The sequence below is a fragment of the Bradyrhizobium sp. WSM3983 genome, assembly GCF_000473045.1.
Taxonomy (GTDB): Bacteria; Pseudomonadota; Alphaproteobacteria; order Rhizobiales; family Xanthobacteraceae; genus Bradyrhizobium.
In genome coordinates this window covers 1-21813 of the sequence record NZ_AXAY01000052.1, presented here as the reverse complement: position 1 = coordinate 21813, position 21813 = coordinate 1, and the positions used below count along the sequence as shown (strand labels likewise).

The 21813-nt window shown below is 60.0% G+C and carries 17 protein-coding genes and 1 pseudogene; 7 read left to right on the top strand and 11 right to left on the bottom strand.

Annotated features, from left to right (window positions below; all coding sequences use genetic code 11):
• Positions 1-42 precede the first annotated feature (42 nt).
• The 3 genes from YUA_RS0139320 to YUA_RS50715 form a co-directional block, all read right to left on the bottom strand.
• A complete protein-coding gene (locus YUA_RS0139320) occupies positions 43-540 on the bottom strand; it encodes a thermonuclease family protein (protein ID WP_245285379.1) in 498 nt (165 codons plus the stop codon).
• Positions 541-664: 124 nt separating this feature from the next.
• A complete protein-coding gene (locus YUA_RS50720) occupies positions 665-1072 on the bottom strand; it encodes a hypothetical protein (protein ID WP_156947601.1) in 408 nt (135 codons plus the stop codon).
• Complete coding sequence (locus YUA_RS50715; protein ID WP_245285378.1) at positions 1073-1783, bottom strand: helix-turn-helix domain-containing protein; 711 nt, start codon at positions 1781-1783, stop codon at positions 1073-1075. It abuts the gene before it with no gap.
• 159 nt (positions 1784-1942) lie between these two features.
• On the opposite strand from YUA_RS50715, the gene YUA_RS0139300 reads away from it, so the two are divergent.
• The 4 genes from YUA_RS0139300 to YUA_RS0139285 are packed head-to-tail and all read left to right on the top strand — an operon-like array spanning position 1943 to position 5236.
• Complete coding sequence (locus YUA_RS0139300) at positions 1943-2266, top strand: hypothetical protein (RefSeq protein WP_027535537.1); 324 nt, start codon at positions 1943-1945, stop codon at positions 2264-2266.
• A gap of 42 nt (positions 2267-2308) precedes the next feature.
• Positions 2309-3694 carry a DNA cytosine methyltransferase gene (locus YUA_RS0139295; RefSeq protein ID WP_084293164.1) on the top strand — a complete coding sequence of 462 codons (1386 nt, stop codon included), beginning with the start codon at positions 2309-2311 and terminating at the stop codon, positions 3692-3694.
• 4 nt (positions 3695-3698) lie between these two features.
• The gene (locus YUA_RS0139290; RefSeq protein ID WP_027535535.1) at positions 3699-4793 is read left to right on the top strand and encodes a hypothetical protein; all 1095 of its coding nucleotides are present in this window, start codon (positions 3699-3701) and stop codon (positions 4791-4793) included.
• A gap of 29 nt (positions 4794-4822) precedes the next feature.
• Positions 4823-5236 (top strand): very short patch repair endonuclease, encoded by a 414-nt coding sequence (locus YUA_RS0139285; protein ID WP_027535534.1) that lies wholly within the window; start codon positions 4823-4825, stop codon positions 5234-5236.
• A gap of 49 nt (positions 5237-5285) precedes the next feature.
• Here YUA_RS0139285 and YUA_RS0139280 read toward each other — a convergent pair whose 3' ends face one another.
• On the bottom strand, positions 5286-9284 hold the full coding sequence (locus YUA_RS0139280; RefSeq protein WP_027535533.1) for a hypothetical protein: 3999 nt from the start codon (positions 9282-9284) through the stop codon (positions 5286-5288).
• Positions 9285-9324: 40 nt separating this feature from the next.
• Positions 9325-9720, bottom strand: a pseudogene (locus tag YUA_RS0139275) (integrase); the annotation flags it as partial.
• Positions 9721-10324: 604 nt separating this feature from the next.
• Here YUA_RS0139275 and YUA_RS0139270 point away from each other — a divergent pair.
• Genes YUA_RS0139270 through YUA_RS0139260 form a run of 3 tightly spaced genes read left to right on the top strand, consistent with a single transcriptional unit; the run spans position 10325 to position 16661 of the window.
• Entirely contained in the window at positions 10325-12835 is a 2511-nt protein-coding gene (locus tag YUA_RS0139270; protein ID WP_027535531.1) for an ABC-three component system protein, read from the top strand.
• The gene (locus YUA_RS47360) at positions 12832-13527 is read left to right on the top strand and encodes an ABC-three component system middle component 1 (protein WP_051383624.1); all 696 of its coding nucleotides are present in this window, start codon (positions 12832-12834) and stop codon (positions 13525-13527) included. Before YUA_RS0139270 ends, YUA_RS47360 begins: the two co-directional genes overlap by 4 nt.
• A complete protein-coding gene (locus YUA_RS0139260; RefSeq protein WP_027535530.1) occupies positions 13524-16661 on the top strand; it encodes an AAA family ATPase in 3138 nt (1045 codons plus the stop codon). Before YUA_RS47360 ends, YUA_RS0139260 begins: the two co-directional genes overlap by 4 nt.
• Before the next feature lie 58 nt (positions 16662-16719).
• On the opposite strand, the gene YUA_RS0139255 is transcribed toward YUA_RS0139260, so the two are convergent.
• From YUA_RS0139255 to YUA_RS0139220, 6 genes are all read right to left on the bottom strand, one after another.
• Complete coding sequence (locus YUA_RS0139255; protein ID WP_027535529.1) at positions 16720-18048, bottom strand: hypothetical protein; 1329 nt, start codon at positions 18046-18048, stop codon at positions 16720-16722.
• 19 nt (positions 18049-18067) lie between these two features.
• Positions 18068-18190: a hypothetical protein gene (locus YUA_RS52440; protein ID WP_256375411.1), complete on the bottom strand. Its 123-nt coding sequence runs from the start codon at positions 18188-18190 to the stop codon at positions 18068-18070.
• A 12-nt stretch (positions 18191-18202) separates the two neighbouring features.
• On the bottom strand, positions 18203-18808 hold the full coding sequence (locus tag YUA_RS0139245; RefSeq protein WP_027535528.1) for a GIY-YIG nuclease family protein: 606 nt from the start codon (positions 18806-18808) through the stop codon (positions 18203-18205).
• 308 nt (positions 18809-19116) lie between these two features.
• A complete protein-coding gene (locus tag YUA_RS0139240; RefSeq protein WP_245285377.1) occupies positions 19117-20490 on the bottom strand; it encodes a hypothetical protein in 1374 nt (457 codons plus the stop codon).
• Complete coding sequence (locus YUA_RS49430; RefSeq protein ID WP_198029585.1) at positions 20480-20653, bottom strand: hypothetical protein; 174 nt, start codon at positions 20651-20653, stop codon at positions 20480-20482. The genes YUA_RS0139240 and YUA_RS49430 overlap by 11 nt, the downstream gene beginning before the upstream one ends.
• A gap of 820 nt (positions 20654-21473) precedes the next feature.
• A complete protein-coding gene (locus YUA_RS0139220; protein ID WP_027535526.1) occupies positions 21474-21674 on the bottom strand; it encodes a hypothetical protein in 201 nt (66 codons plus the stop codon).
• Positions 21675-21813: the final 139 nt, after the last annotated feature.

Genomic DNA, 21813 nt, shown 5'->3' with positions numbered 1-21813 from the left:
TAGCATTATCAGCTCTATCAACCGGCTCATCTGTCTCATCAATTAGGGATGAGAATTGGCGTCATCCGAACAGGCCGACGGCGTTCCGTTCGCACGAATGCAGCCGCGATAGAGCCACGGCTCGACGTAGCTGCCCTTCCAGATTCCACGGCCGGCTCGCTCGGCGTCACGCTGAGCGGCGCCATATCTGCCTTTCGAGTATCGGGGCCAATCCAAGGCAAGCCCGTTGAGCACAAGCCATTCGGCAAGGTCCGCGCCACTGGCCGAACAGGCGGCGACCGTGCGACCATATTGGTCGAGGCTGACCGGGGCGCAGTTGACGGGGCGCCGCGCAATGAAGGCGTCCAGGCCATTCGCAGCCTGCGCACCGCAACGATATTGCAGACTGTCTTCGCCGCGGCACAGCTGGCTGCTCTCGGGTGCGTCGACCCCCCATAGCCGGATCCTCGTTCCGTGAATTTCCAGCGTGTCGCCGTCAATGACGCTAGCCTGCCCGACGAAGTCATCGGCCAACACCACGCTCGGCAGAAGCGCAAGCATGAATAAACTAGAAAGCCGGCTCAAGAACACGATAAGGCTGAGGCACTGCATGGCATAGATCAGCGTGCGCACTGAGGCATCCGACACTCGCCCCAAAAATCCTGGCCACGGTTCTTTCTCGTGGTCAACGGCAAGCATAATCATTGCGGCGCTGACGTAGCTCGGGTGTACCGACGACGACAGAAACTTTCCTTTCTTCCCTTCTGAAGGTTTTATATTCTGCCCACCACTGAGCGTGTTCTTTCAGGGGCAAGGCGGCCAAGATAGCCTTTCTCGCCTTGCCTCGCTGAACATGGTTGCGCCAGAATTTTTCAGGCTCTTCCTCCTCTTGGAATTCAGCCCGCAGATCTGGCCGCACTATCAGCAAGGCCAAGACTTCCGAATATTCTGCAAGGAGCGGGCCACGATTTTTGCCGCCACATCGTGACCAAGACAAGCCTGATGGCGAATCGACAGAGCAAGCGAGCATAAGGCGGAAGCCAAATGGGCGCAGCCCCGCTAACCAGACCGGCTTCGGAACGACAATCCGCAATTACTTCCAAGGCCCCGTATGCAATACGCCGTCTGGAAATTGTCGAAACATCAGAACGAGCGTCGCTGAAGTCTCCTTCGCGAAAAAGCCACGAGCATCGACTTCTCGTCTTAGGTTCAGATCTGACGTGGGTATGAGGATGATCGAACCAAGCTCTTGGGGAAGTTTGCTCGGATCCATTTCGAGTTGCGCTGGAGAGTCTAGCGCGGGATTTGGCAAGAAATGTCCCGGCGGGATCATGGGTCGACCACCGCTTTCGATGAAACCATTAATCGTCAACGCAGGGGCCGCTTTTACAAGCTCATACTCGAATCTGAAAACTCCAGGGACACGCGCACGCGTAAACTGGACATCCATTCGGTAGGTCGGACCTGTGCGGGGAGGATGCGGCTCGACGTCGACTACCGTGCCAAGCTCATCGGCTGATACGTCAAAGCTATAGCGAACGTTGGTTTGAGGTCGAAAGCGGACAACGTCTCCGACGCGAAATCTCCGCAACCTTACTCCGGCGCCTTCTCCATTTTCCTCCACGAGGAGCACGCCGGCAGATTCGAGAGCTCGCCTCACCGCCAGCAGCGTATTGGGATCTCCCTGAAATTTTCCAGTTTCGAAGTTCGAAAGCGTGTTGCGATGGATCCCGGAAGCCGAGGCGAGATCATCCAGTGACCAATTCAGAAGTGCCCGCCCGGTCCGCGATTGTTCGGGGCGCATGCTGGCCTCCATCTTGTGAAATCATAACTTGTGACGCTATCACAATGAAAAGCAATATTAAAACAGCTGGGAAAGAAGTCATATCCACATGACTACTGGACATATCAGGATAACCTTGTCATCATTTGAATATGACCCGCGGGACGAGGCGCATCGTCCATGAGTTATGAGGAATTCCTGCGGCAACTCGGAAAGGCGGGGCTGACCGTGAGGGAGTTCGCCAAGCTCGTCCGTATGAACCGGATCTCGATCTCCAATAATGCCAAAACTGGGGAAGTGCCGTCCCACTTGGCCGTGATTGCCTCCCTTATGGGGGAGATGGCGGAAAAAGGGGTCGATTATCGGGAAGTGCTTTCCAGAATTGACATCGAGCCCAGAAAGGCGCGCGGCGTGGCGGCCACAGGGAAATTCGGAGGGGACCGCCAGGAGGATATGTTCCCGCCCAGGTCCGGAGCCTCTGCCAGCAAGCCTAGCCAGAAATAACGGAACATAGTAAGAACAAACGAAATGCGGCAGGGGAAAACGATGAGCTCGACGAAGGCGCCTGTCATCGCGTTGCGGGGGTCCAGTGGACCCAAATCCCTAGCTGGCGGTGTCACCAATCCGGCGTTCTCGGTGGTAGATCTGTTCAGTGGTGCCGGCGGCTTCTCTGAGGGTTTTCAGCAAGCGGGCTTTGAGATTCTTGCTGGTGCCGACAATGACCCGGACGCACTTGCGACCTACGCCCTAAACTTTCCGGACGCCGAGGTCATTCTCGGCAACATCTGCGCTCCCGACATAAGGAAGCGCGCGCTTTCAGCCGCCCGCTCTGCAACCGTGCTTGTGGGCGGCCCTCCCTGCCAAGCGTTCTCGCAGGTGCGCAACCATTCGCGCGTCATCGAAGATCCGCGTAATGCTCTCTACCGCGAGTTCGTTGGGACGCTCCGTGAAGCCCTTCCCCTTGCTTTTGTGATGGAGAACGTCACGGGCATGGATCAGATGGGCGTCCGCGAACAGATTCGCGCGGACCTTTCGCTCGAGGGTGAATATGAAGTCCTCGCCCAAGTAGTGGACGCCGCTGATTTCGGGGTTCCTCAGACTCGCAAACGCCTCCTGTTCGTCGGCGTTCGCCGCGGAACGGGCATGTCACCTCCAGTCCTGGTTGGATCGGGAGCCGCGGATTCCGTTGCGCTCGCGAGGTTCACCGGCTCCCGCCGGCCCCGCTATCAGCTAACAGTCCAGCAACACATCCTCAGCCTCCGGATTGGGGAGGCTTTGCAAGATGCGGAAAACCTGATCGCTGTTTCAGCAATGCAGGCAATTTCCGATCTCGCGGCGTTGCCTGTCGGAAACCGGAACGACGAGATGTCTTGGGAGGAGCTGGCTGGCCCCTCGAGCGCATACCAGCGTCTGATGCGGACCGGCGCCGGCAGTGTGCTCACCAATGTGCAAGTGCCGCGAATCAACAAGGACACGAAGCTGCGCCTCAAAGGCATCCCTCAGGGCGGGAATCACCGGGATCTGGAGGAGCGGCTGCTAGAGCGCTTCCTGACCGGACAACGCTGGGGACAAGACAACGGAACGGGCCGCCTGTCGCGGAAGCACTTCTACGCATACCGGCGCCTCCACCCTTCAATTTGGGCATGGACACTCAACACAAAAGCCGACTCGGTTTACCACTACGAAGCGGCTCGAGCTCTTTCCGTTCGTGAATTCGCCAGATTACAGTCGTTTCCCGATCGTTTTGTGTTCACGACCGACTCCCGGCGGGGGCCGATCGAAGGGCGCCACGACGGCGGCCCGGCTCACTCCCGCTACCGCCAGGTGGGCAATGCGGTACCGCCACTGCTAGCCAAAAGCGTGGCGCAACTGCTAATGGCTGAGCTTAATACCTACCGCGAACGGGAGGAGGTTCGCGCCAGAACGGGGTAAGGGAATGACTGACGAGCCGGGCCTGCTGCAGGATGCAGACGCCATAGAGCGCGCCTTCGGCGCCGAGAACAGAAACCGGCTCATTGATCTCTACTTCCAGACCCTGGATCGCGAAGAGATCAACCCTGCGACCGCATGGCGGCACGTCTACCGGCTCCTGCTGTGGTCTGACCCGACCACAGGCCTCGCGCACTGCTACGAGAGCGACAAGTCGCAGCCGGGAAAGGCTTGGTATTCGCGTTCTCTTGCCTTTCACGATTGGGCTTGCACTGAGCTCGGGACTGCGCCTGCCGGCTTGGCCCAAGAAATCGATTGGCTTTTCATCAAGGCGTGCGCAGATCTTGCATCCGCGATGCTCCGGCGGGAGGCGCGCTTAACTCAGGCCGCTGGAAAGCAGCGTGATGGATACGAAGGCCGTGGCTTCCCCGAGCCCGGCGCAGATCCAGAACTGGCTGCCATCATCCGGGGCGCGATCGCCGGCTACCTTGCCAAGGATCCTCCTGAAGAGGTTTGGCACGAAGTCACGCAGAAAGTGCGGCAATACCTAGCGGTGCAGAACAAGCGCAAAAACCTCGTGGGTGAAGGGTTTGAGGACGTTCTGGCCCAGACAGTGCGCCGCGCCTGCAAGGTGCCGCAGGACCAAGTCTTCACCCGAAGCCTTCTCTACGAAATACCAGGGTTCAACAGAGCCAGGTCTGGCGGAAAAGAAAACAAGGTTGACGTCGCCATTGTGCGGCCGTCGATGCGAACCATCGTGACTGCCAAATGGAGCGTTCGCGCCGACCGGGAGAAACAATTTCCCACCGAGTATGAGGAATATTGCAATGCTGAATCCGCGAACCAAAAGTTCCAGTATGTTTTTGTGACAAACGAATTTGATCCAGCGCGGTTGATGAGAGCGTGCGAAGTGCTCTACCGCAACAATCTAATGTTTGACCATATCGTGCACATCAATACGGATGGGATCCGGGCTGCCTATGGAGAATTGCCGGCAGATGGCGGCCGCGCAACGGGCTCGCGCAAACGAGTGATCGAGCATATCGATAGCGGCCGCCTGATTAGCCTGGAGCGGTGGCTCACCACCCTCTCCACGCAATGAGCGAGCGAAATCAGTTCTGCTAGGTTTGCATGGACAAACTGGATTCAAAGCGCCGCAGTGCCAACATGCGCGCCATCCGCGCAAAGAATACCAAGCCGGAGCTCGCCGTGCGGAGCGCTTTGCGCCAAGCTGGATTCACCGGCTACCGCCTGCATCGGCGGGATTTGCCCGGAAAGCCGGATATCGCCTTCATCGGCCGAAAGAAGGCTATTCTGGTTCACGGCTGCTTCTGGCACGGTCACGATTGCCGTGAGGGGCTACGCCGCCCAAAGGCGCGTCAGGAATATTGGTTGCCGAAGATTTCAGGCAATCAAATGCGCGATGAACGCCATCAGGCAGACTTGATCGCCCAAGGGTGGACAGTGCTCGTGGTATGGGAGTGCGAAACCTCTGATCCCGCACTCACGCAGCGTCTAGCAAATTTCTTACAGAGAGACCGTTGACGCCCAGCCGAGCAAAAGCAAAGGCAGACCGCGGCCTCCCCGACCCCGATTAGCTATCTTCGGCCTCCTTCATGAAGGTTGACAGGCACGACTTCACCGCTTGAAGCGTTCGGACATCACCCAGCCCGTCGAGATCCTCTGGGGAAATCTTGCCAGACCCGCCTAGCGTATTAGTCAGCACAGACGCTGTTGTAGCCGGCAAGAGTTCTATGATTGCCCGAGCTAACGCGTGATCACGAACGAAAGCCTTGATCGCGAGCAGAACGATCATCACTCGGCGATCAGGGTTTGCGGCCAATGACCGTGCCGTAGCAAGAATCTGAGGATTGTTGGCGCAGGCCCCGACAACGAGCGTCAGTGGAAGCGCGACTAGTGCTGTCCGAACAAGAAGCTGCTTGTCTGGAATTTCTGCGGCAAGCTCCTTGTCGACGCAGTGCTGTTCCAAGCACAATGCCTCGGCCGCTAAGCGATGGTGAGGAGGATTGCCGCTCTTCAAAGCCAAATTCAAGACTCTTTTACGCGCATCGGATGAGCCATTGCGGACGAGAGCTCGCAGCAACATCAATTTGACGTCGTGATCTTCTGTCTGAAAAAGTATCTTGCCGATTTCGGAGACATATTGATCATCGATTTGTGGTGGCTGGCATAACAGGTGAGCAGCGCCATGCGCGATACTGAAATTCCGTTCCTCTTCGTGACGCGGCTGCTGAGGCTCCCAGGTGTCGGCGGCCAATTTTAGTAGTGCATCCATATTGTCGGCGCTTGGACGCTCTTGCAAAAGGGAAAGCACTTTCTCGCGGACCCGATGCCCTTTGTCGCTTGCGAGGTTACGCAACTCGTGGGAAAGCGGGCCAGGTGATCGCTCAGCAAGCGCGACAAGAGCCGCTTCACGCACATCGGCGAACCGATGGCTCAAGGCGGCTTCGACAAGCGGCCACATCTGGCATCGGGCAGCGATAGCAACCGCATTTGCCGCAATCGCGATCGTCTCACTATCGTTCTGCGGCGCGCGGAGAATCTCGCTCAGCAAATGATCTACGTTAAGGCCCGCCTTGCTCAGCGCTTGCGCCTGCACGGACTTCAGATGGAGGCTGCCTCGGGCCTCAAGTCGTTCAAATACAAGCAGCGCGTCTTTGCTCAATCCTTCGATAGATGCGAACACGGCACTCGCGGCCTCCGCCAACGCGCTAGGCAAAGCAGCGAGAAATCGGAGGCGGAGAGTCTCGTAGTCGATTTGGTTTCTTTGAAACTTCGCATCCCGTACGTCGACAAACTCGAGCACCAGTTCAATTGTCCGCCGTATGTCGCCACTCGCAACGAGAAGTTCGAGCGCCGAGAACAATTGAGATGGCGCAGCGCACAGAGCCGTCTCCAGCGCTTCAAGCCTGACTTCCCGGACGGCACTCCCCTCAACCAGCCGTTTAGTAAGGGGCGCCAAAAACTCGTCGGGGATCGACTTCTTAATGGCCTGCCAAAATTCACGCTCTTCGGCCCTGTCCAAAGAGGCTCGTGCGACGGCACGCCATTCCTCAATTGTGACGTCAGTTGCGCGCTCGGCAGCCCGTATCCAAAAATATAATAAGCCGGGCGCATGCGCGTGATCGCGAATAGCGCCCCACCCGTCCCTCTCCCGTCTCTTTGTCACGTAGAGTTCAAGGAATTCGTACGCTGTCTGACCGTCTTCTGAGATACTCTCATAATAATGGTCGCCGTAGTCGCCGTCATATTCGCCATTGGCAAGCCTGAGCTCAAAATCGACATCGGGCTTCCCTGAGAGTTCGCCGCGATATGAGACCGCCTGTGCTACGATCTCCTCAAAACCGTTTGGGTCGGGAAGCGCGCCTTCCGCAATGAGACCGGCGTTTGGATTGTATCCATCTCGAACAATCGAAAGCGCCGCATCCACAAAGGCGGGCGTCACGTCTGCGCACAATTCCGCTACTTGTTCGGCAAATTCCGCAGGGTAGGAAGGATTGTGGCGAGGCAGTTCGCGCGTGATGAAGGCGACACAAATCGCTCGGGTCCTATAGTCGGCGGCGACCTTTTTAAACCAATCCGGCGACCGATCTGGCGCGGTCCACTTACCGAAGAACCACCAGTGGTCCTCGTCCTTCTTTTTTTGATGCGTGAGCCATCTCGAAAACTCCGCAGGAGTCGAATCCGCAGAGCCAATTGACGCAGCAAGCTTCAGGTCTTCCCTGAAATTGGGCCCCGTCCCTTCCAGTCGCGCATCGATCCAGACATTCAATTGCGATTGCCGCTTGGCGGGAAGCTCAAGTTGAACGATCGAACGCTCTCGTACAGCATAAACCAGTTGCGCCGCGCCCTCCGTTCCCCAGTCCGTCTCCGTTCTTTTATCGAGGTCGATCAGAACTTCCACCAGATAGGAGAGGACTCGAGCCGAGAGTTCTGGTTTTTCCTTGAGCGCCTCTTCAAGGCCTAGTTCGACCCGGGGGTGCTGATAGGTTAAAGTCGCTTCTGATTGCCGCAAATTCCGGCCGGCGATCAGGAAGTTCAGATAGGGCTCGAGGCCATCTTCGAGATCGCCCGCGCGTTTGGTTAGACCTGCCTGGATGCAAGGCAAGACATTGAACGTCTGACGCGCTCCTGACTTAAAGAGACCCCAAGTGATGGCCGCCCACGCCCATGTTCCACGCTGGCGAACATTATGAAGGAGCGCAGATTCTATCGATGTCTGATGGGCGTCGGACAGGCAGCGCGCGATGTATTCCCCTCTATTTTCGTTCTTCCCAAGCCCATCAGCGAGGACAGCGAAATACCGATGCATCTCAAGTGGCGTCGCGAGTCGCTCGATCGCCTCATTCCGAGACTTCAAAACGATGGGTTGAAGATCCGGCGGAAGGCTAGGCAACCGGTTCTCAAAAAGCCTCGCGCGCTCGTCCGGGCCGTAATTTTCGTCTTCGAGCCTGACAACCCATTTGTCCTTTAGCCGCAGCTTGCTTTCATGCAGCACGTCCGATCGGCTTGTGATCACGAATTTCCTGTCGGGACCGGCGGATTGCAGTATCTCGGTAATGGCGCCGTTCCAGGGCACGGACGCTGGCTCCAGCCGAAAGCGGCCCCATGGATCTTCGATTTCGTAGACGACCGGTCGAGAAGCTGAATCGTCGACTATTTTCTCGGGACCGCCGTGTACGACGACATGCTTGATGCCGGGTATCCGATCCCGCAGGTAAGCGATCAGTGCTTTGGCTGTGCGCGTTTTTCCCGTTCCAGACGCTCCAGTGATGACGACCGCGTGCTTCGTCTCAATCGCAGCTTTAAAATCGTCCCAGTTGGTCGGAGGAACGAAGCCTTCGAGGTCCGCCGACTCCCCGGAATAGCCGCCCGCGGCTTTGATGGGGCGCTCGACGTCTGCGCGGGTCCATACACCTTGCGCCGCGCCCCGCATGCGCAATAGGGCTTCGCTACGCAATGCCTCCCGGCAGCTTTGAAGATTTGAATGGGGTACGCGAAAACGCTCGCTCAGCAATCGGTCGATGCGTGCATTGATCTTTTCCTGGTCCATTGCCCCAAGAACGGCAATTCGGCCGCCGGCATCGGCGGGCAAGCTCTTCGCCATATCAGCAGGCACATCGCTGGCCGAAGGCCAAGCGCCAATCGTCTCTACTTTGAGCTGACGGGCAACACCGTGTAAGTCGGCACTCGTGACCAAGAGGTAGCGGATGCTTGGGTCGGCCAGCCGATCGCGAGCGGGCTTTCGCCGTTTACCGTGGGCAAGAAGGCGGCTTAGGTCTTCGTGCTTCCAAGGGCCAGTATTCCGAAGCTTGCATTGAAGAACCAAGCGGTAGCCGTCGAGTGCAACAGTCTCCGACAGCGCCCCCGGTTCTTCTTCGATATCGGCTTCAAGGTCTTCATCGGTCGCAGGCTCGAGCACAATCTCGTTTGCCACTTTCTTAGCAAGAACGAGGTCAAGCGCGGTGAGTAATGAGACGTCGAGCTGATAGAAGTAGCCTTCGAGGGACTGCCCGCCGCTGGAGGGCGAGAGCTCGTGTGACCCGCTCGAACCGGAAGAGGTTTCACCCATGGACGGCACCGAAGATCGCGATATATGTTTCTTTTGCCTCAGTGGGCATGGTCGCAACATGCGCAAGCTGCTTGAGCATTATGCGGATTTCAGCCGGCCATAGCGGGCGGTCCTTGCGCACGAAGGTTGCGATTGAAGCTGGTCCGACCTCGTCCGCAGGATTGGCCACCTTCTCACCGTGCAGGATCGCGAAGCCATAGATCTGCTTTACGATATCCCGCGCGTGGAGAAGCAGCTCACGTTCGAAGATGGCGCGACGCATCGCCCGCGTGCTGTGTGCCATCGGGGCGGCGGTCAGCCACTTCTCGCCAAACTCGCCGAAGCTCTTCGCCTCCTTCAGGCGATGCTTTTTGCGTTGCTTCTCGATGGCGGGAGACATGCCCCACTCGATCATTGGCCGGGCCCTAACCATTTGATTTATCGACCGAAAATATTTGTAGCACAGTTATTACTGCCTTAGAGGCCGTCAAAAATCTAGGCTTTTTGTTTCCCTCAGGAAATTTCGACGTCGTTGGCAAACCACCAATTGCCAACTATCGACGAACGAGCGGCATTTTATAGATGAATGACGCCCGACGACAAAAAAGTACCGTCAGAGCTCGTTATCAGCGACCAGTCGGAAACTTGAGCGCAATTCCATCCCCCAGATCGAGAAGGATGGATCATGACAAAGAAACCAAGCCGAGTGCGTGTTCTAGTGATGCCTTGCCAGGATGAAGACGACGGACACCGCATGCGAAATTCACTGCTGCTCAACCGCAAATTTGCTCCTAGTTCCCATTTTTGTCTGCCGAGCCTGCGATAGCCGCATGCGGACTGGGCGGTCCGAGCCGCCAGACCAATATATTTGCGGTCGAGCCGACGATTCGCCGAACGAGACCTATCCAAAACTTGCGAGGTGCTCGTATTTCCCCATAAACTTTCACAGGAGCGGCCGCTTGCGCGGCCTCGGCCGGGGGAGAGCGGGTTGTCGAACATCCATGCGAATACTCGCGCAGCTATGCCTGCGCGTAAGAGGCAAGCAGAAGAAGGCCCTTCAATTGGCTGATCCGCTGCTGCCTCAAGATATCATCGACGGAGCAGCGGTCCGTGACCGACCAAACCTGTTCGTCATCGGCTGTTTCGACCGGCGCATCACCTTTTACTCGCAGCAGGTGCGCGCATTATCGCTCGTCCATGCGTTCAAGGATCTGGGCTATCTCAACGCCAATCCGCGCATCGCGGTGATCGGCGGCGGCGCGGCTGGCGTGACCGCCGCGGCGGCAGCCGCGCTTGTCTCGAACGCCAATGTCGTTCTCTTCGAAACAGCAGGCGAGTTGCTGTCACTCCAGTCGACCACCGAACGCCGACGGCTCGATCCGCACATTTATGACTGGCCGGCGCACGACACGGTCGATCCGATCGCCAACCTCCCGATCCTCGACTGGGAGTCCGGAACATGTCGGTCGGTGCGTGAGGACGTGCTGGTCGGCTTCGAGGATATTTCGGTCCGGCTCGGTCAGCGCCTGCAACGCCGGATGCGTCATCGCGTGCTGGGCCTGGCCGTGGCTCCCGATGGCTATGACCTCCGCTTCGTCGATCTCGACGGCCCGGCACGGGCTCCTGGAGATGAGCCGACTGAGCGTTTCAACATGGTACTGTTGGCGGTGGGGTTCGGTCTCGAGCCGCGTGAGCCCGTCGAGAACATCCAGAGCGCGAGCTACTGGTCGGATGCCGGTGTGCCGGTGGCGGAGTTCGAAGGCAGGCCGACGCCACGCTTCTTCATCAGCGGCGCGGGTGACGGCGGATTGATCGACCTTGTCGCGGCCGGCGCGAAGAACTTCGACCATGCTGGCATGATCGCCATGATCTCTCAACATCCCGGCATCGGCGAACTCTCTCCCACGCTCGCCAATATCGACGTGCGTGCCCGTGCCGCCGATGCCGCCGGCAACCGGTTCGATTTTCTCGCCGCCTATGATGACGAAGTGCTCGGCCAGCTGACGGCAGTTGGTCTGGTCGCGGCGGTTGCGGCGCAGTTGCGGCCCGGCGTGCGCTTGACGCTGCAAACCCAGCACGTCGAAATGTTCGAGATCTCGACCTCCACGCTTAACCGGCTTGCTGCGTATCTCACGATCAAAGCCTGTGAGGCGGACGCCCAGCGCACATTCCGGCACCTGCAATGTAGTGCGGTCGCCCGGGTGGCGCCGCCCGTCCCCGCACCCGAGCCGGCTGCCGATTTCTGGCTCGACTGCGCCGGCGAAACGGTCGCTGCCGACGCGGTGATCGTGCGGCGTGGCCCTGGCCGCGCGCTGGTTCGCGGACCGTTCGACGATCATTTGGCAAGCTATGCGCACACGCACCGGGAATGGCTCGCTCGTCACGGCGATGCGACCCTTGTGCCGAAACTGTCCGGGCACGCGCGCACGCTCTTTCAGGAGGCGGCGCGCGATGCTCTGATCCCACTCGCGCCGCGCGTGCAGCGCCAGATAGCGCACCAATTGCCAGTTTCAGTCCAGCTCCGCCGCGACGCTAACCAGGTGCGCTGGTCCGGCGCGATCCCGGCCAATCAGCTCGTCAGAGCCTGGAGCGCAGATCAGGCGTTCGAAATCATCCTGCCCGACGGCCCGGACCTACTGGGGCCAGCAGCGGTCGCCATCCTGCGCGTCGCCTGCCACAGCCGCACGAGCCGCCTGCACGCGGCGCCCGCCCTCTGGTCCCAGCATGTCCGCGCACTGAGCATCGACTCGCTGCACGCCGAGGGCATCGCGATGCCGACGATCATCGGCGGCAACCCCGGCGGCGCGGCACAGGAGCCGGTGACGATCGCGTCGGATATTTTGGCGCGGCAGATCCATCGCGCACTCGACAGCTGGCTGCTCGAGCGGCTGCACTCGCATCTCGTCCCCTTCTTCGCCAGCAACGCCGATCCCGGGCGTTCGATCGGCCTCACGATCGCGCCCGATCTGCGCGGCGCCATGGCGGCGACCTGGGCTCAGTGGCACGCAGCCTTCGGCGATGATGCTGCACTGCTCAGCCACTTCCTGCGGTTAATGATTTGCGCGGTGGATGACGACGATAATCGTGACGCAGGGCAGGTGCTGGTCGGTCCGACCAAATGGAAAGAGATCGTCCGCGGCACTGTTGTAGCGCTCGCTATCGCCGCCGCCTGGCAGACGACATCTCCCAAGAGCGCTGGCCCCGGCAACCTCGTGCGGCTGCGCGACGGCGACAGTGACTGGGCGGGCCATGGGTGCGCAGCCGATCTGATCAACGGTAGCGACATGTCGCTGTGCGCCGCCACCTATATGTGGCAGACCCAGTTCGTAATTTTGATCGTCAAGACTACGATCGAGGTCGCGCGGAACGCCGAGCGCCCCTTCGCTCAGGTCGAGACCGATCAGCCGGCACTGAGCGAGACCGATGGATCGGGTCCGGTGATCATGTCGATCAACCGCGAGTTTTCCCAAGCGGTGGCGGCGGGACTTGCGGCGCTGCGCGCGTTGCTGGCGACAGTCGAGGCCCGGCATTTCGAAGCGTTGGACAAAGCGATCATGAAAGGAGCGGCATGACCGAAGGATCGACCCTGTCGCCCGGACTCGCGGATTTCGCGGACCGGATCCGCTCGGCAGCGCTGGCGCTTGATCTCAAGGTCGAGGACCGGCCCGAACTGGCAAGCGCGACCTTCAATGGCGGCTCGAGCAAATCGACATCGATCAGCCCAACCGACCTTCCGGCCGAGAGCCACGGCATCCGCATCGACCGGTTCAATGTCGTGCTGGGGATATTGCCCGACATCGCCACCCTCGAAGCCGTCCGCGAAACGCTGCGCCGGTGCCGCAACCAATGCGTCGTCGCGCGCTCCTATCTTGGGACGAACGAGACGCTCGACCTGCAGCTGATGCTGCTGGGGCCGCGGTCGAGTGAGCGGCAGGATGCATGGCGCGCGCTGGCCTTGCTGGTCGAGCGCGACGACCGTGTGGCGCGCAAACTCGCTTGGCTTCGGCCCGAGGACGAAAAGCGCGACGAGGAGAGTTTCACCGAATTTCTCAAGCGAACATTTCTGGCGCGTCCGTGGGTGCATGACGAAGGCAAGTTCGAGGATGCGGCGCTAGACGAACTGAGCGGCGGCGATGCGTCGACCCAGGGGTTGCCGCGCACGCTGGCCGACGAATGGGAGCGCATTGCGCTCGACGAGAAGAAAACCCCCGACGAAATCGTCAGCGCCCTGGTGAAGGCTTGGGAACGGAGAGGTCAAGCATGAGCGACATCTTCTTGTCCCGCATCGCGATCCATGATTTCCGCACCTTCGGCGATTTCGAGATCGACATTCCGGCAGCTCCCGGCCTGGTGCTGCTAACCGGGACCAACGGACTTGGCAAAAGTAGCTTCTTCGATGCCATCGAATGGGGCCTGACAAGCAAAATCCGCCGCTTCGATCCCAATCTGAAGGACAGCGGCAAGAAGAAACTCGTTGAGAAGGATTATCTCACGAGGCGCGGCGCCGAAGCGGGTGCGCACCGTGTCGCGCTGACATTTTCTGAAAACGATCCGATCGAGCGCGGCGCCGGAAAGACCACGCCGATGGCTGACATCATCGCTCAGCTGGCGCGGCCCGACCGACGTACGATCAACGATCTCGGCACCTATCTCGCCTTGACCCATTTCCTCGGTCAGGCGGCGCAGCAACGCTTCACCAGCCGTGATCCGCACGATCAGTGGCAGGCGTTGAAGGGACCGAGCGGGATCGATCGGCTCGAGCGCATACGCGCAGGTCTTCGCGGACGCCCGACGGTGATGGCCTTCAACCGGCGCATCGAAACCGAGCAGGCGTCCGTCACGGCGATCGAACGCCAGATTGCCGATTGGCAAGGATGGATGACGCGGCTCGAACGACTGCGTGCCGCTGCGCGTGCGACCGGCGTTCTGCCCGCCGCCGAAGTATCCGAGCGCATCGACCAGCTCGAGGCCGATTTGCTCGAACTGACATCCGGTCAGCCGCTCGCGATCACCGGCGAGAATGTGGCGCAGCGTCTCGCAACGATGGGCGACTGGATTGGCGAGGCGCTGCGCGCGACCGGAGACCGCAAAATCGCGATCGAGACGCTGGCGCCGCTTGCCGCACAATTCGCCATCAGCCAGGCCGAGAGCCTGCTCGAGTCCCCTGCCCTGGTCCGTCTGCGCAGCGTCGTGAGTAATGCACAGGCGCAGGTCGATCGGGTGTCGCCACTCGTCGCGACAGCGAACGATGCGATGACGGCGCAACAAGCCGCCATCGCCACCATCGATCAGAATATCGCGATACTGGAGGCCGGCCGCGCCGACCTCGCACGGCGCACGCAGCTCGCGGAGCTGATCGCGGCGGATGGGACGGATCGCGCGCAGCTGATCGAAGCGATCGCCGCGCACAGGGCGACGATTGCGGAAGCGGATCAAGCGATCGAGGCGCATGCCGAGGCGGTCGCCGAACTGGCGCGGCGGCGCAGCCTTGCCGCGACCGCCAAGGCGCAAGATGACTCGATGCGCGATTACCTCGATCTGGAATCGGATGCGGGCATGACCGCTGGCGCGCTGGCGCAAGGGCGCGAAGCCGCCGAGCGCGCGGCGGCCGAAGTAGCACCGCTCGAGACACACCTCGCCGATCTCGATACCCGCATCGCCGATGCCGAACATGAACGTGCCGAAGCCGATCGGCATGCCACTGCGATCAGCGCGGCCTTGTCTCAACTCGCCAGCCATCTGCACGAGGACGACACCGATTGTCCGGTGTGTCGCACGCCCTTCGAACCCGGTGTGCTGAAAGCGCTGGCCGATGCCGCCGCGGCAGAGAGCGACGGCCGGCTGGCCCAGGCCGATGAAGCCCTCGAGCGCCTGCGAACTTCGCGCGCCGTTCTGGCAACCAGAATCTCGGCCCTTCGGGTGCCGATCGAAGCGGTCGAGAAACTCCAACGCGAAGCCGAGGCGGCGAAACGCGCGGTCATCGATGCGCGCGCGGCGATTGCATTGGCGCTCGGCGTGCCCGACGGCAGCGACTATCTCGCTACCACTGCGGCACGGCGACGCGACGCGGAGTCGGCAGTCGCGGCCGCCGAAGCAGCCCTCGAACCGCAGGCAGCAAGCGCCGCCGCTGCGACCGAGCAGCGCACGTCGGCAGCCAGCGACCTCGACGATTTGATCGGCCGCGAAAGCCAGCTCGGCACGCGATTGTCGCAATTCCAAGCGGAGGATGTCGCTTGCGCCGACCGGATCGCCGCGCGGAACCTGTCCAATGCGACGATCAGCGATATCGAGACGCGGCTGACCAACGAACGCGGACAGGGCGAGGCGGCGCGGGCACGATTGGCGCACCTAGCCGACGCCGCTGCCGCGGCCGTGGCGGCCGTGCAGCGCGACCAGGCGGCGCTTGATACCGCGCAGCGCGATCTGGCCGCAGCAGATCTCACCCGCGCCAATGCCGAGCAGTCGGCGCGCCAGCTGCAACGGCGATGGAGCGACGCCGGCCTGCCCGACAGTCCGAGTCAGGATGGCTATCAGCGCGGCCTGGCCGCGCTAGACGCGGCGCTGACTGGACTGCGATCGCTCGCCGAACGGCAATTAGTGCTGGCCCGGGACAATGAAGATGCGCTACTGCAAGGCGAGATCGACGAGATCATGGCGTCGATGCGCGCGGCCGGTGGTGATGACGGCGCTGGCGATCCGGCTGCCCATCTCGCGACGCTCGAGGCCTCGCTTGTCGCCGCCCGCGCCACCGTCAAATTGACCACCGCCGCCCGGAATGCGGTCAAACGCTATTCGGAAGATCTTCAATCCCAGGCGGATGATTTCTCGAACCGCGTGCTCGATCCGCTCAACACAGTGATCGACGATTTCAACGAGGCGATGCTCAGCACGCCGGGCGAAAGCATCCAATTCAAGGCGGATACGCGAGTTGATGCTACCAGTTTCGGCATGGCGCTCAAATATCGCGAGCGGGTCGAGAATGCGATCGAGACGAAGAAGGACTTGCCGCCACAATTGGTGTTGAGCGAGGGTCAGCTCGCGGCCAATGGCTTCAGCATCCTGTGCGCGGCGAGCACCGCTTATCCCTGGTCGCGCTGGCGCGCGCTGCTGCTCGACGATCCGCTCCAGCATAATGATATCATTCACACCGCCGCGTTTGTCGACGTGATGCGCAACATGGTGGAGCTCAACGGCTATCAGCTGGTAATGTCAAGCCACGATCGCGGCGAGAGCGATTTCGTCGCGCGCAAGTTCGATGCAAGGGGCCTGCCCTGCTCGACAGTGCTTCTGACGGCACCTTCGGAAAAGGGCGTAGCGTGGGAGAAGCCCGAGCATAATCAAGCTGCCGCGCGCATTTTGCGCCAGCAAAGGGAGGCGTCGACCGCCAACACGGGTTAATATGGTGAGTCACCCGGCCGACACGGTCGTTCATGCTCGCCGGGCCATCGCTCTCCACTTAGCCCATAATCACGCGATGTAGGCGAAACAACTTGTCGAAGAAGTCGTGCATCACCTTTTCGGCACCGTCGCCGACTAATTCGTTCGCGCCAAATCGATAAACCTCGTAACCAGCCAGACGTAATTCGCGGTCGGCCGACACCATCTCGCTATAGACCTTCAACGATGGCTTTTCTGCCTCCGAGAAGTGATGTTTGCCATCCACCTCGATCACGATCCTCTGGCGGCCAGGAAGCAGAAGAAGAAAATCCATGCGTTGACGTGGCAAGGAAAGACGATGCCGGAGCGTTTTCACCACAGCTGGATCGTAGTGCAGATAAACTTGAGGCAGCAGTGCAGGCAGAGCGTCGCCCAGGCTGGTTCGGTAGGCCTTGAAATAGGTCGCGAAGACCTTTCTCTCAGCATCGGAGGCGAGAGACTCCTGCAGGCGCTTCCCGAGACTAGCGGCATCACCGCCTGACGCTTGTTCAGACCACCAAGTCACTAGCTCTAACCACAATAGGCCATTTGCGGCGGTGATCGGGCGGTCGTATACGAGGCAGCTTTCCTCGCCGGAGAGAATGACGATGTCGTTGTTGATGGCATCGGCAAAGCCGAGTTCCGGCTTCGGGCCACGGGAGGCGAAGATCAGGTTCTTGGGGCGCCCCTCAACGCCCCGAACGATGGGCCGGAATGCATAGATCGGATGTCCCGATTCATCTCCGTCCACCGCCAGCTCGTAACCATCCCTTGCGAGAACCTTGTTAAGCGCGGCTACGGTCTGAAGTTGAGCCTCGCCCGAACGGGCCAACGGATGGACCGCGTCCCGAAGCATGGCGGCGAATCGCGCCCGCGAACAATCGAATGCACCGATTTCCCCGAAGAGGAACTCCACCGACCAGTCGCCGGGGTTTCGTACCATGTGGCGGTCGATCTTGTCCCGGAGGCTCCTGCCGCTACCACCAAATGCTTCCTCGAAGGGATCGGAAATAACGAAATAACGGCCGACTAGCTCAAGCAGATCGGCCTCGCCAGCCAAGTCTTCGCCAAACACGCGCGCAACATCACGACGCGTGATGCGGGTCAACGGCGGCTCGTCGGCCTCGAGCACTTTGCGACCAGCCTCGTCCAAGGCGACGTCGCCTCGTTCCTGAGCGAGCTTGAGCGCTAGGCGCGCAATCTCCTTTTCGGAGAGGCCGTCCAGCACAGCATTGATTCGCTGGCTCTTCGAAAGCCCGTCCCCACGTGGAATCTCCAGTCCCGCGATGCGCATCGGCTCAATGTCGAGCGCAGCGTGCGACATCGGATGGAAAACGCCGACGATCTTGGCGCGGAGATCTGTAGCCATCGTCAGATTGCCGCCATCGCTATGCAGCAGGGATGCGGATCGCGAGCGGGTTAGCGATCGGCGTATAGGTATCGATGTTGGCGCCGGGGACGCGAACCGAGACTAACAGCGAATACCGCGCCGATCGGTCGTTCTCGTGCATCACGGCTCTCCTTTACGTGAACTCGTACGCCGATTTGTCGCGCCAGTTGATCGCTAGATAGTATTCCTTTCCCTCGATCTCAGCCGTCATCGCTTCCATTGCCCGGCTGATTGAGCATCGTCGAAGCTCGATTGATTGCTGAAGCACCCCATCTTTCCAGTAAGTCGAGTAAATCGAATAGTCGATTAGCCTACCAAGCACACGGTCTTCAAGTTCTCCCGCTCGCTCGATCTCAACGGCGTAGAGAATTTCCCAGTCTCTGGCATCCCCATGACGCTCGCTACAGATTTGACGAATCCGTTGGCCTAGATCCTTGCAGACACCAATCTTGATTAGCCGGGCCTGTAGAGAGCCAGCGATGTAGAGGTATTGCTTGAGGTTGAACCGCCCAGCGAAAGCGAGGACCTTTGTGTCGCATTGAACACAATGGCCCTTCGTGGACCTAAGCCTGTGGCCTGCCTTTCGGCATTTGCTGCCGAGCGCAATCGTCTTGCCTTCCTCTTTGATTCGCTTAAACCAAAGCCACTGAGGCATACGCCGAACGTCCATGACGTCGTCCGGGCCAAGATCCTGGCTCCTCAGAAACCTCAATTCACTTTCGGTGAGAATGTCTTGCATTCCGCCCTCGACAGGAGCGCCACAGCATACAGAAACTATTGCGTTCCGCTAGCAGGGTATGGCGTTCTAAACTTTCGGCTGCTCGATCGCGGGAGTCGTTTCGTCCACCCCGTTAGCACGTTCAAGGGCGAGTTCTCCAACGCCACACCACATATGCCGGCAAGGCCCGGTCCAGGTTTGGTGCTGAAGTCCGCTCCCGGCTCTTCGCGACATATTGCGCTGCCGCACGAACGGGCGAAGCGGACGTCCTCTTCATAGGATTACGCGGCGGCCTTGTGGCTACGCCGCCTAGTCGTGGCGGTGAGGAGCTAGATCAGCGGAGCGCCCTTATCGAGAAGAGTGTCGAGAAAATCTTCTCGAGAGGAAATCGGGCTCGATCGTGTAGCAAGAATCAACGCCTCGACCACCTGCCGGGCCAGCGATCGGGCCGACACCCGTTCTTTGGTGGAGATGGCGGACATCGCGCGACCATGGAGAAACGCGCTTCGTACGTTGAACAGCCGCTTATACTGGTCTGCGTAAAGGCGATCACCGAGGAGCCCGGCAAGACGACCTCGCATCCTCTTCGTCGCCGACATGCCCTTGTGACGATCCGGCGCAATACGAACGCTCTTGTCATAGTCAGCGCGCAGGCCCAGCGCTGCCTCAATCGTCGTAATATGCGCGAGAAGCTCGTCCACACCGTCAGCCAAGAAAGCCCGGACGAGGAAATGGACGATCGGCGTTTCAAATAAGACTGACCGCTTCGCCTGTTCAACGGTCGCCCATCGGCTCTGATCCCACACCGCCAATTCGGTCTCGACATCGTCTGCCAGGCGCAGCTCGACCGGTCGCTCCTCCTCATAGGTCTCGCCATAGCCATCATCGTAGATTCGGTCCTCCCAGCTTAGCGTGTCGGGCGACGGTGGCGAATTGGGCCGGACAAAGATGTCCCTGTCGACGGTATAGACCCACGGCACGCGGAAGCCGCGCCAGTCGACCTCTGCCATGGTCGACCAGCTCTCCCACGGCGCCAGTAGGAGGAAGAACAGCGTGTCTTCGAAAGCGATTGGAAAACGTCCCTTGTGAGGCTCGATCCGGCCCAGATCCTGGCTGAAGTCCATGAACAACACCGGGACCGCTCGGGCTTCCGGCTCCTGCTCGAGCACCACCGTCTCTTCGACGACCAGCCAGTGAAATTCAGAAAACCGCTCGGCATCGAAGTCCTGCCGTGGATAAAGCCGTTTCAGTCGGCGCTCGTCGACTATGGCGCGCAATTCATCCGCCGTCAGCCGGCTTAGCTTGGCTGGACCGAACGCCAGCGGCGGCAGGTCGGAGGCGAGATCGAGCGGCGCCAGGTGGATGCGCGTGGCGAGGGTCGCCCGCATCGCGGCATCCAAGCCCTTCGCCGCCGCCTCCACCGGCAAGGCGAGATGGGCCGTTTCCTTCTGCAGATGGCACGGCAGGCCCAAAGCCCGCAAGGCAGACGCGAGCGCGAAGCCCGGCCCCTTCTTGCCGGCGTTCGGATAGCCGTCAAGGCAGGCGTCGCGCAGTTGCACGAAGGCGGGGTGCACGAGGATATTGTCCGGCCCGGGCGGACGCAGCCGCCACAGGTCCGCCATCGCAGCGAGCATCGCAGTTCCCGGACCGGCGCTAGCCTCGCTCACCAAGATATCGGCACCGTCACCCTTCTCACGCGTCATTCCTTGCCACTCCCGCTTTTACGTCAGTGACCTCGCCACGGCTGCCGACCAGCGCCATCTCGATGCCGAACTCCCAGCGCGGCGCAAGCCGCTCGGCCAGGCGCAAGGTGTTATCCGTCAGCGGGACCACGGGGACCTGCCGCCCTTGCGATGGCGCTGCCATCTTTGCGCCAACGGCGCTGGACTGCCGCCCGGCGCCGTCTCGTGCTGGGACTTCGCTGGTGTGAGAAGGGCGGCGCTCGCGAGCGCAATTGCGCAGACGGCAATGTATCGCGATCTAGACATTGCTTCCCCGAAAGCCGACGATACCATTACCCCCGGTTGTATCGTAGTCGCAACCAACCTCGTCAAATGGAAGCCGTTGTCCCCGACTAATCGGGTTTCTTTCGGGTTCGGGTTCCTAAACGAGAATGAGAGCTGCGTCCTCTAACCCGCCCAAGATTTGATGTTTGGGGCAATTAGTGCGACGCCGGGCTAACAGCTGAACGAAGCAGGTTCAAATCACGGATAGGATTTGAACCTATGACCTTCAGTTATGAATGCTGAACGTCGAGACTTAACCGCACCAGTTTCGCACCAGAAACGTCGTGATCGAAGCGGAACGAACGAGAGCGAATCAGACAAAAGTGCAGGAAGATCAACGAAAATGATCGAAAGTCTGCCGCTCATAACGGCCTGATTGATGGTTTGAGGCCTGCCAGACATATCGGGCCCGCGCTTGATAATTGACTAGCCTCCTTGACCTTGCGGCTTTGAAGGCGCCTCGCAGGCCTGAACGCCACGTGATTGCTCGCCACTAGATGGGCTTCTTTTCTGCTCAGCCTTCCAGGTGTTCCTCTACTCAACCGCTAACTGCGGTTGCCCAGCTGAAGTCATAGTAAGCGCTCAACAACTTCATTGCGACAACAGCGACGAGAACGCAGATGATTTGCAACAACGTTCTGGTCGAGAACGCTCTATTGAAGAGCCTCATGAAGCCGCCTCTAGCGCTTGTGACCGAGCCGGATTCCAAGCTTGAGCGCCTTTTGGCGGAGTGAGCCTTCGGAGCGCTTTGTGAGCTTCGCGATCTTTGCAACCGGCGTTTTCGCTTTCGAATGAGCGCGCAGCTCTTTCACGTCAGCCTTTGTGTATTCGCGACGCACTGTTTTCTTCTTCGTAGCCGTCTTCTTTGCCTTCTTCGCCACTTTTAGCTCCTCGATCCGAGAGTGGGCGTACTAGCACACCCCCGTTGAGGCGCAACTCTCCGCCAGTTGACGCTGTATGCTGGTACGATCCGTGAACTCTCTCGTGGAGTCCGTATTTCAGGCGACTTGCCCGACCTAT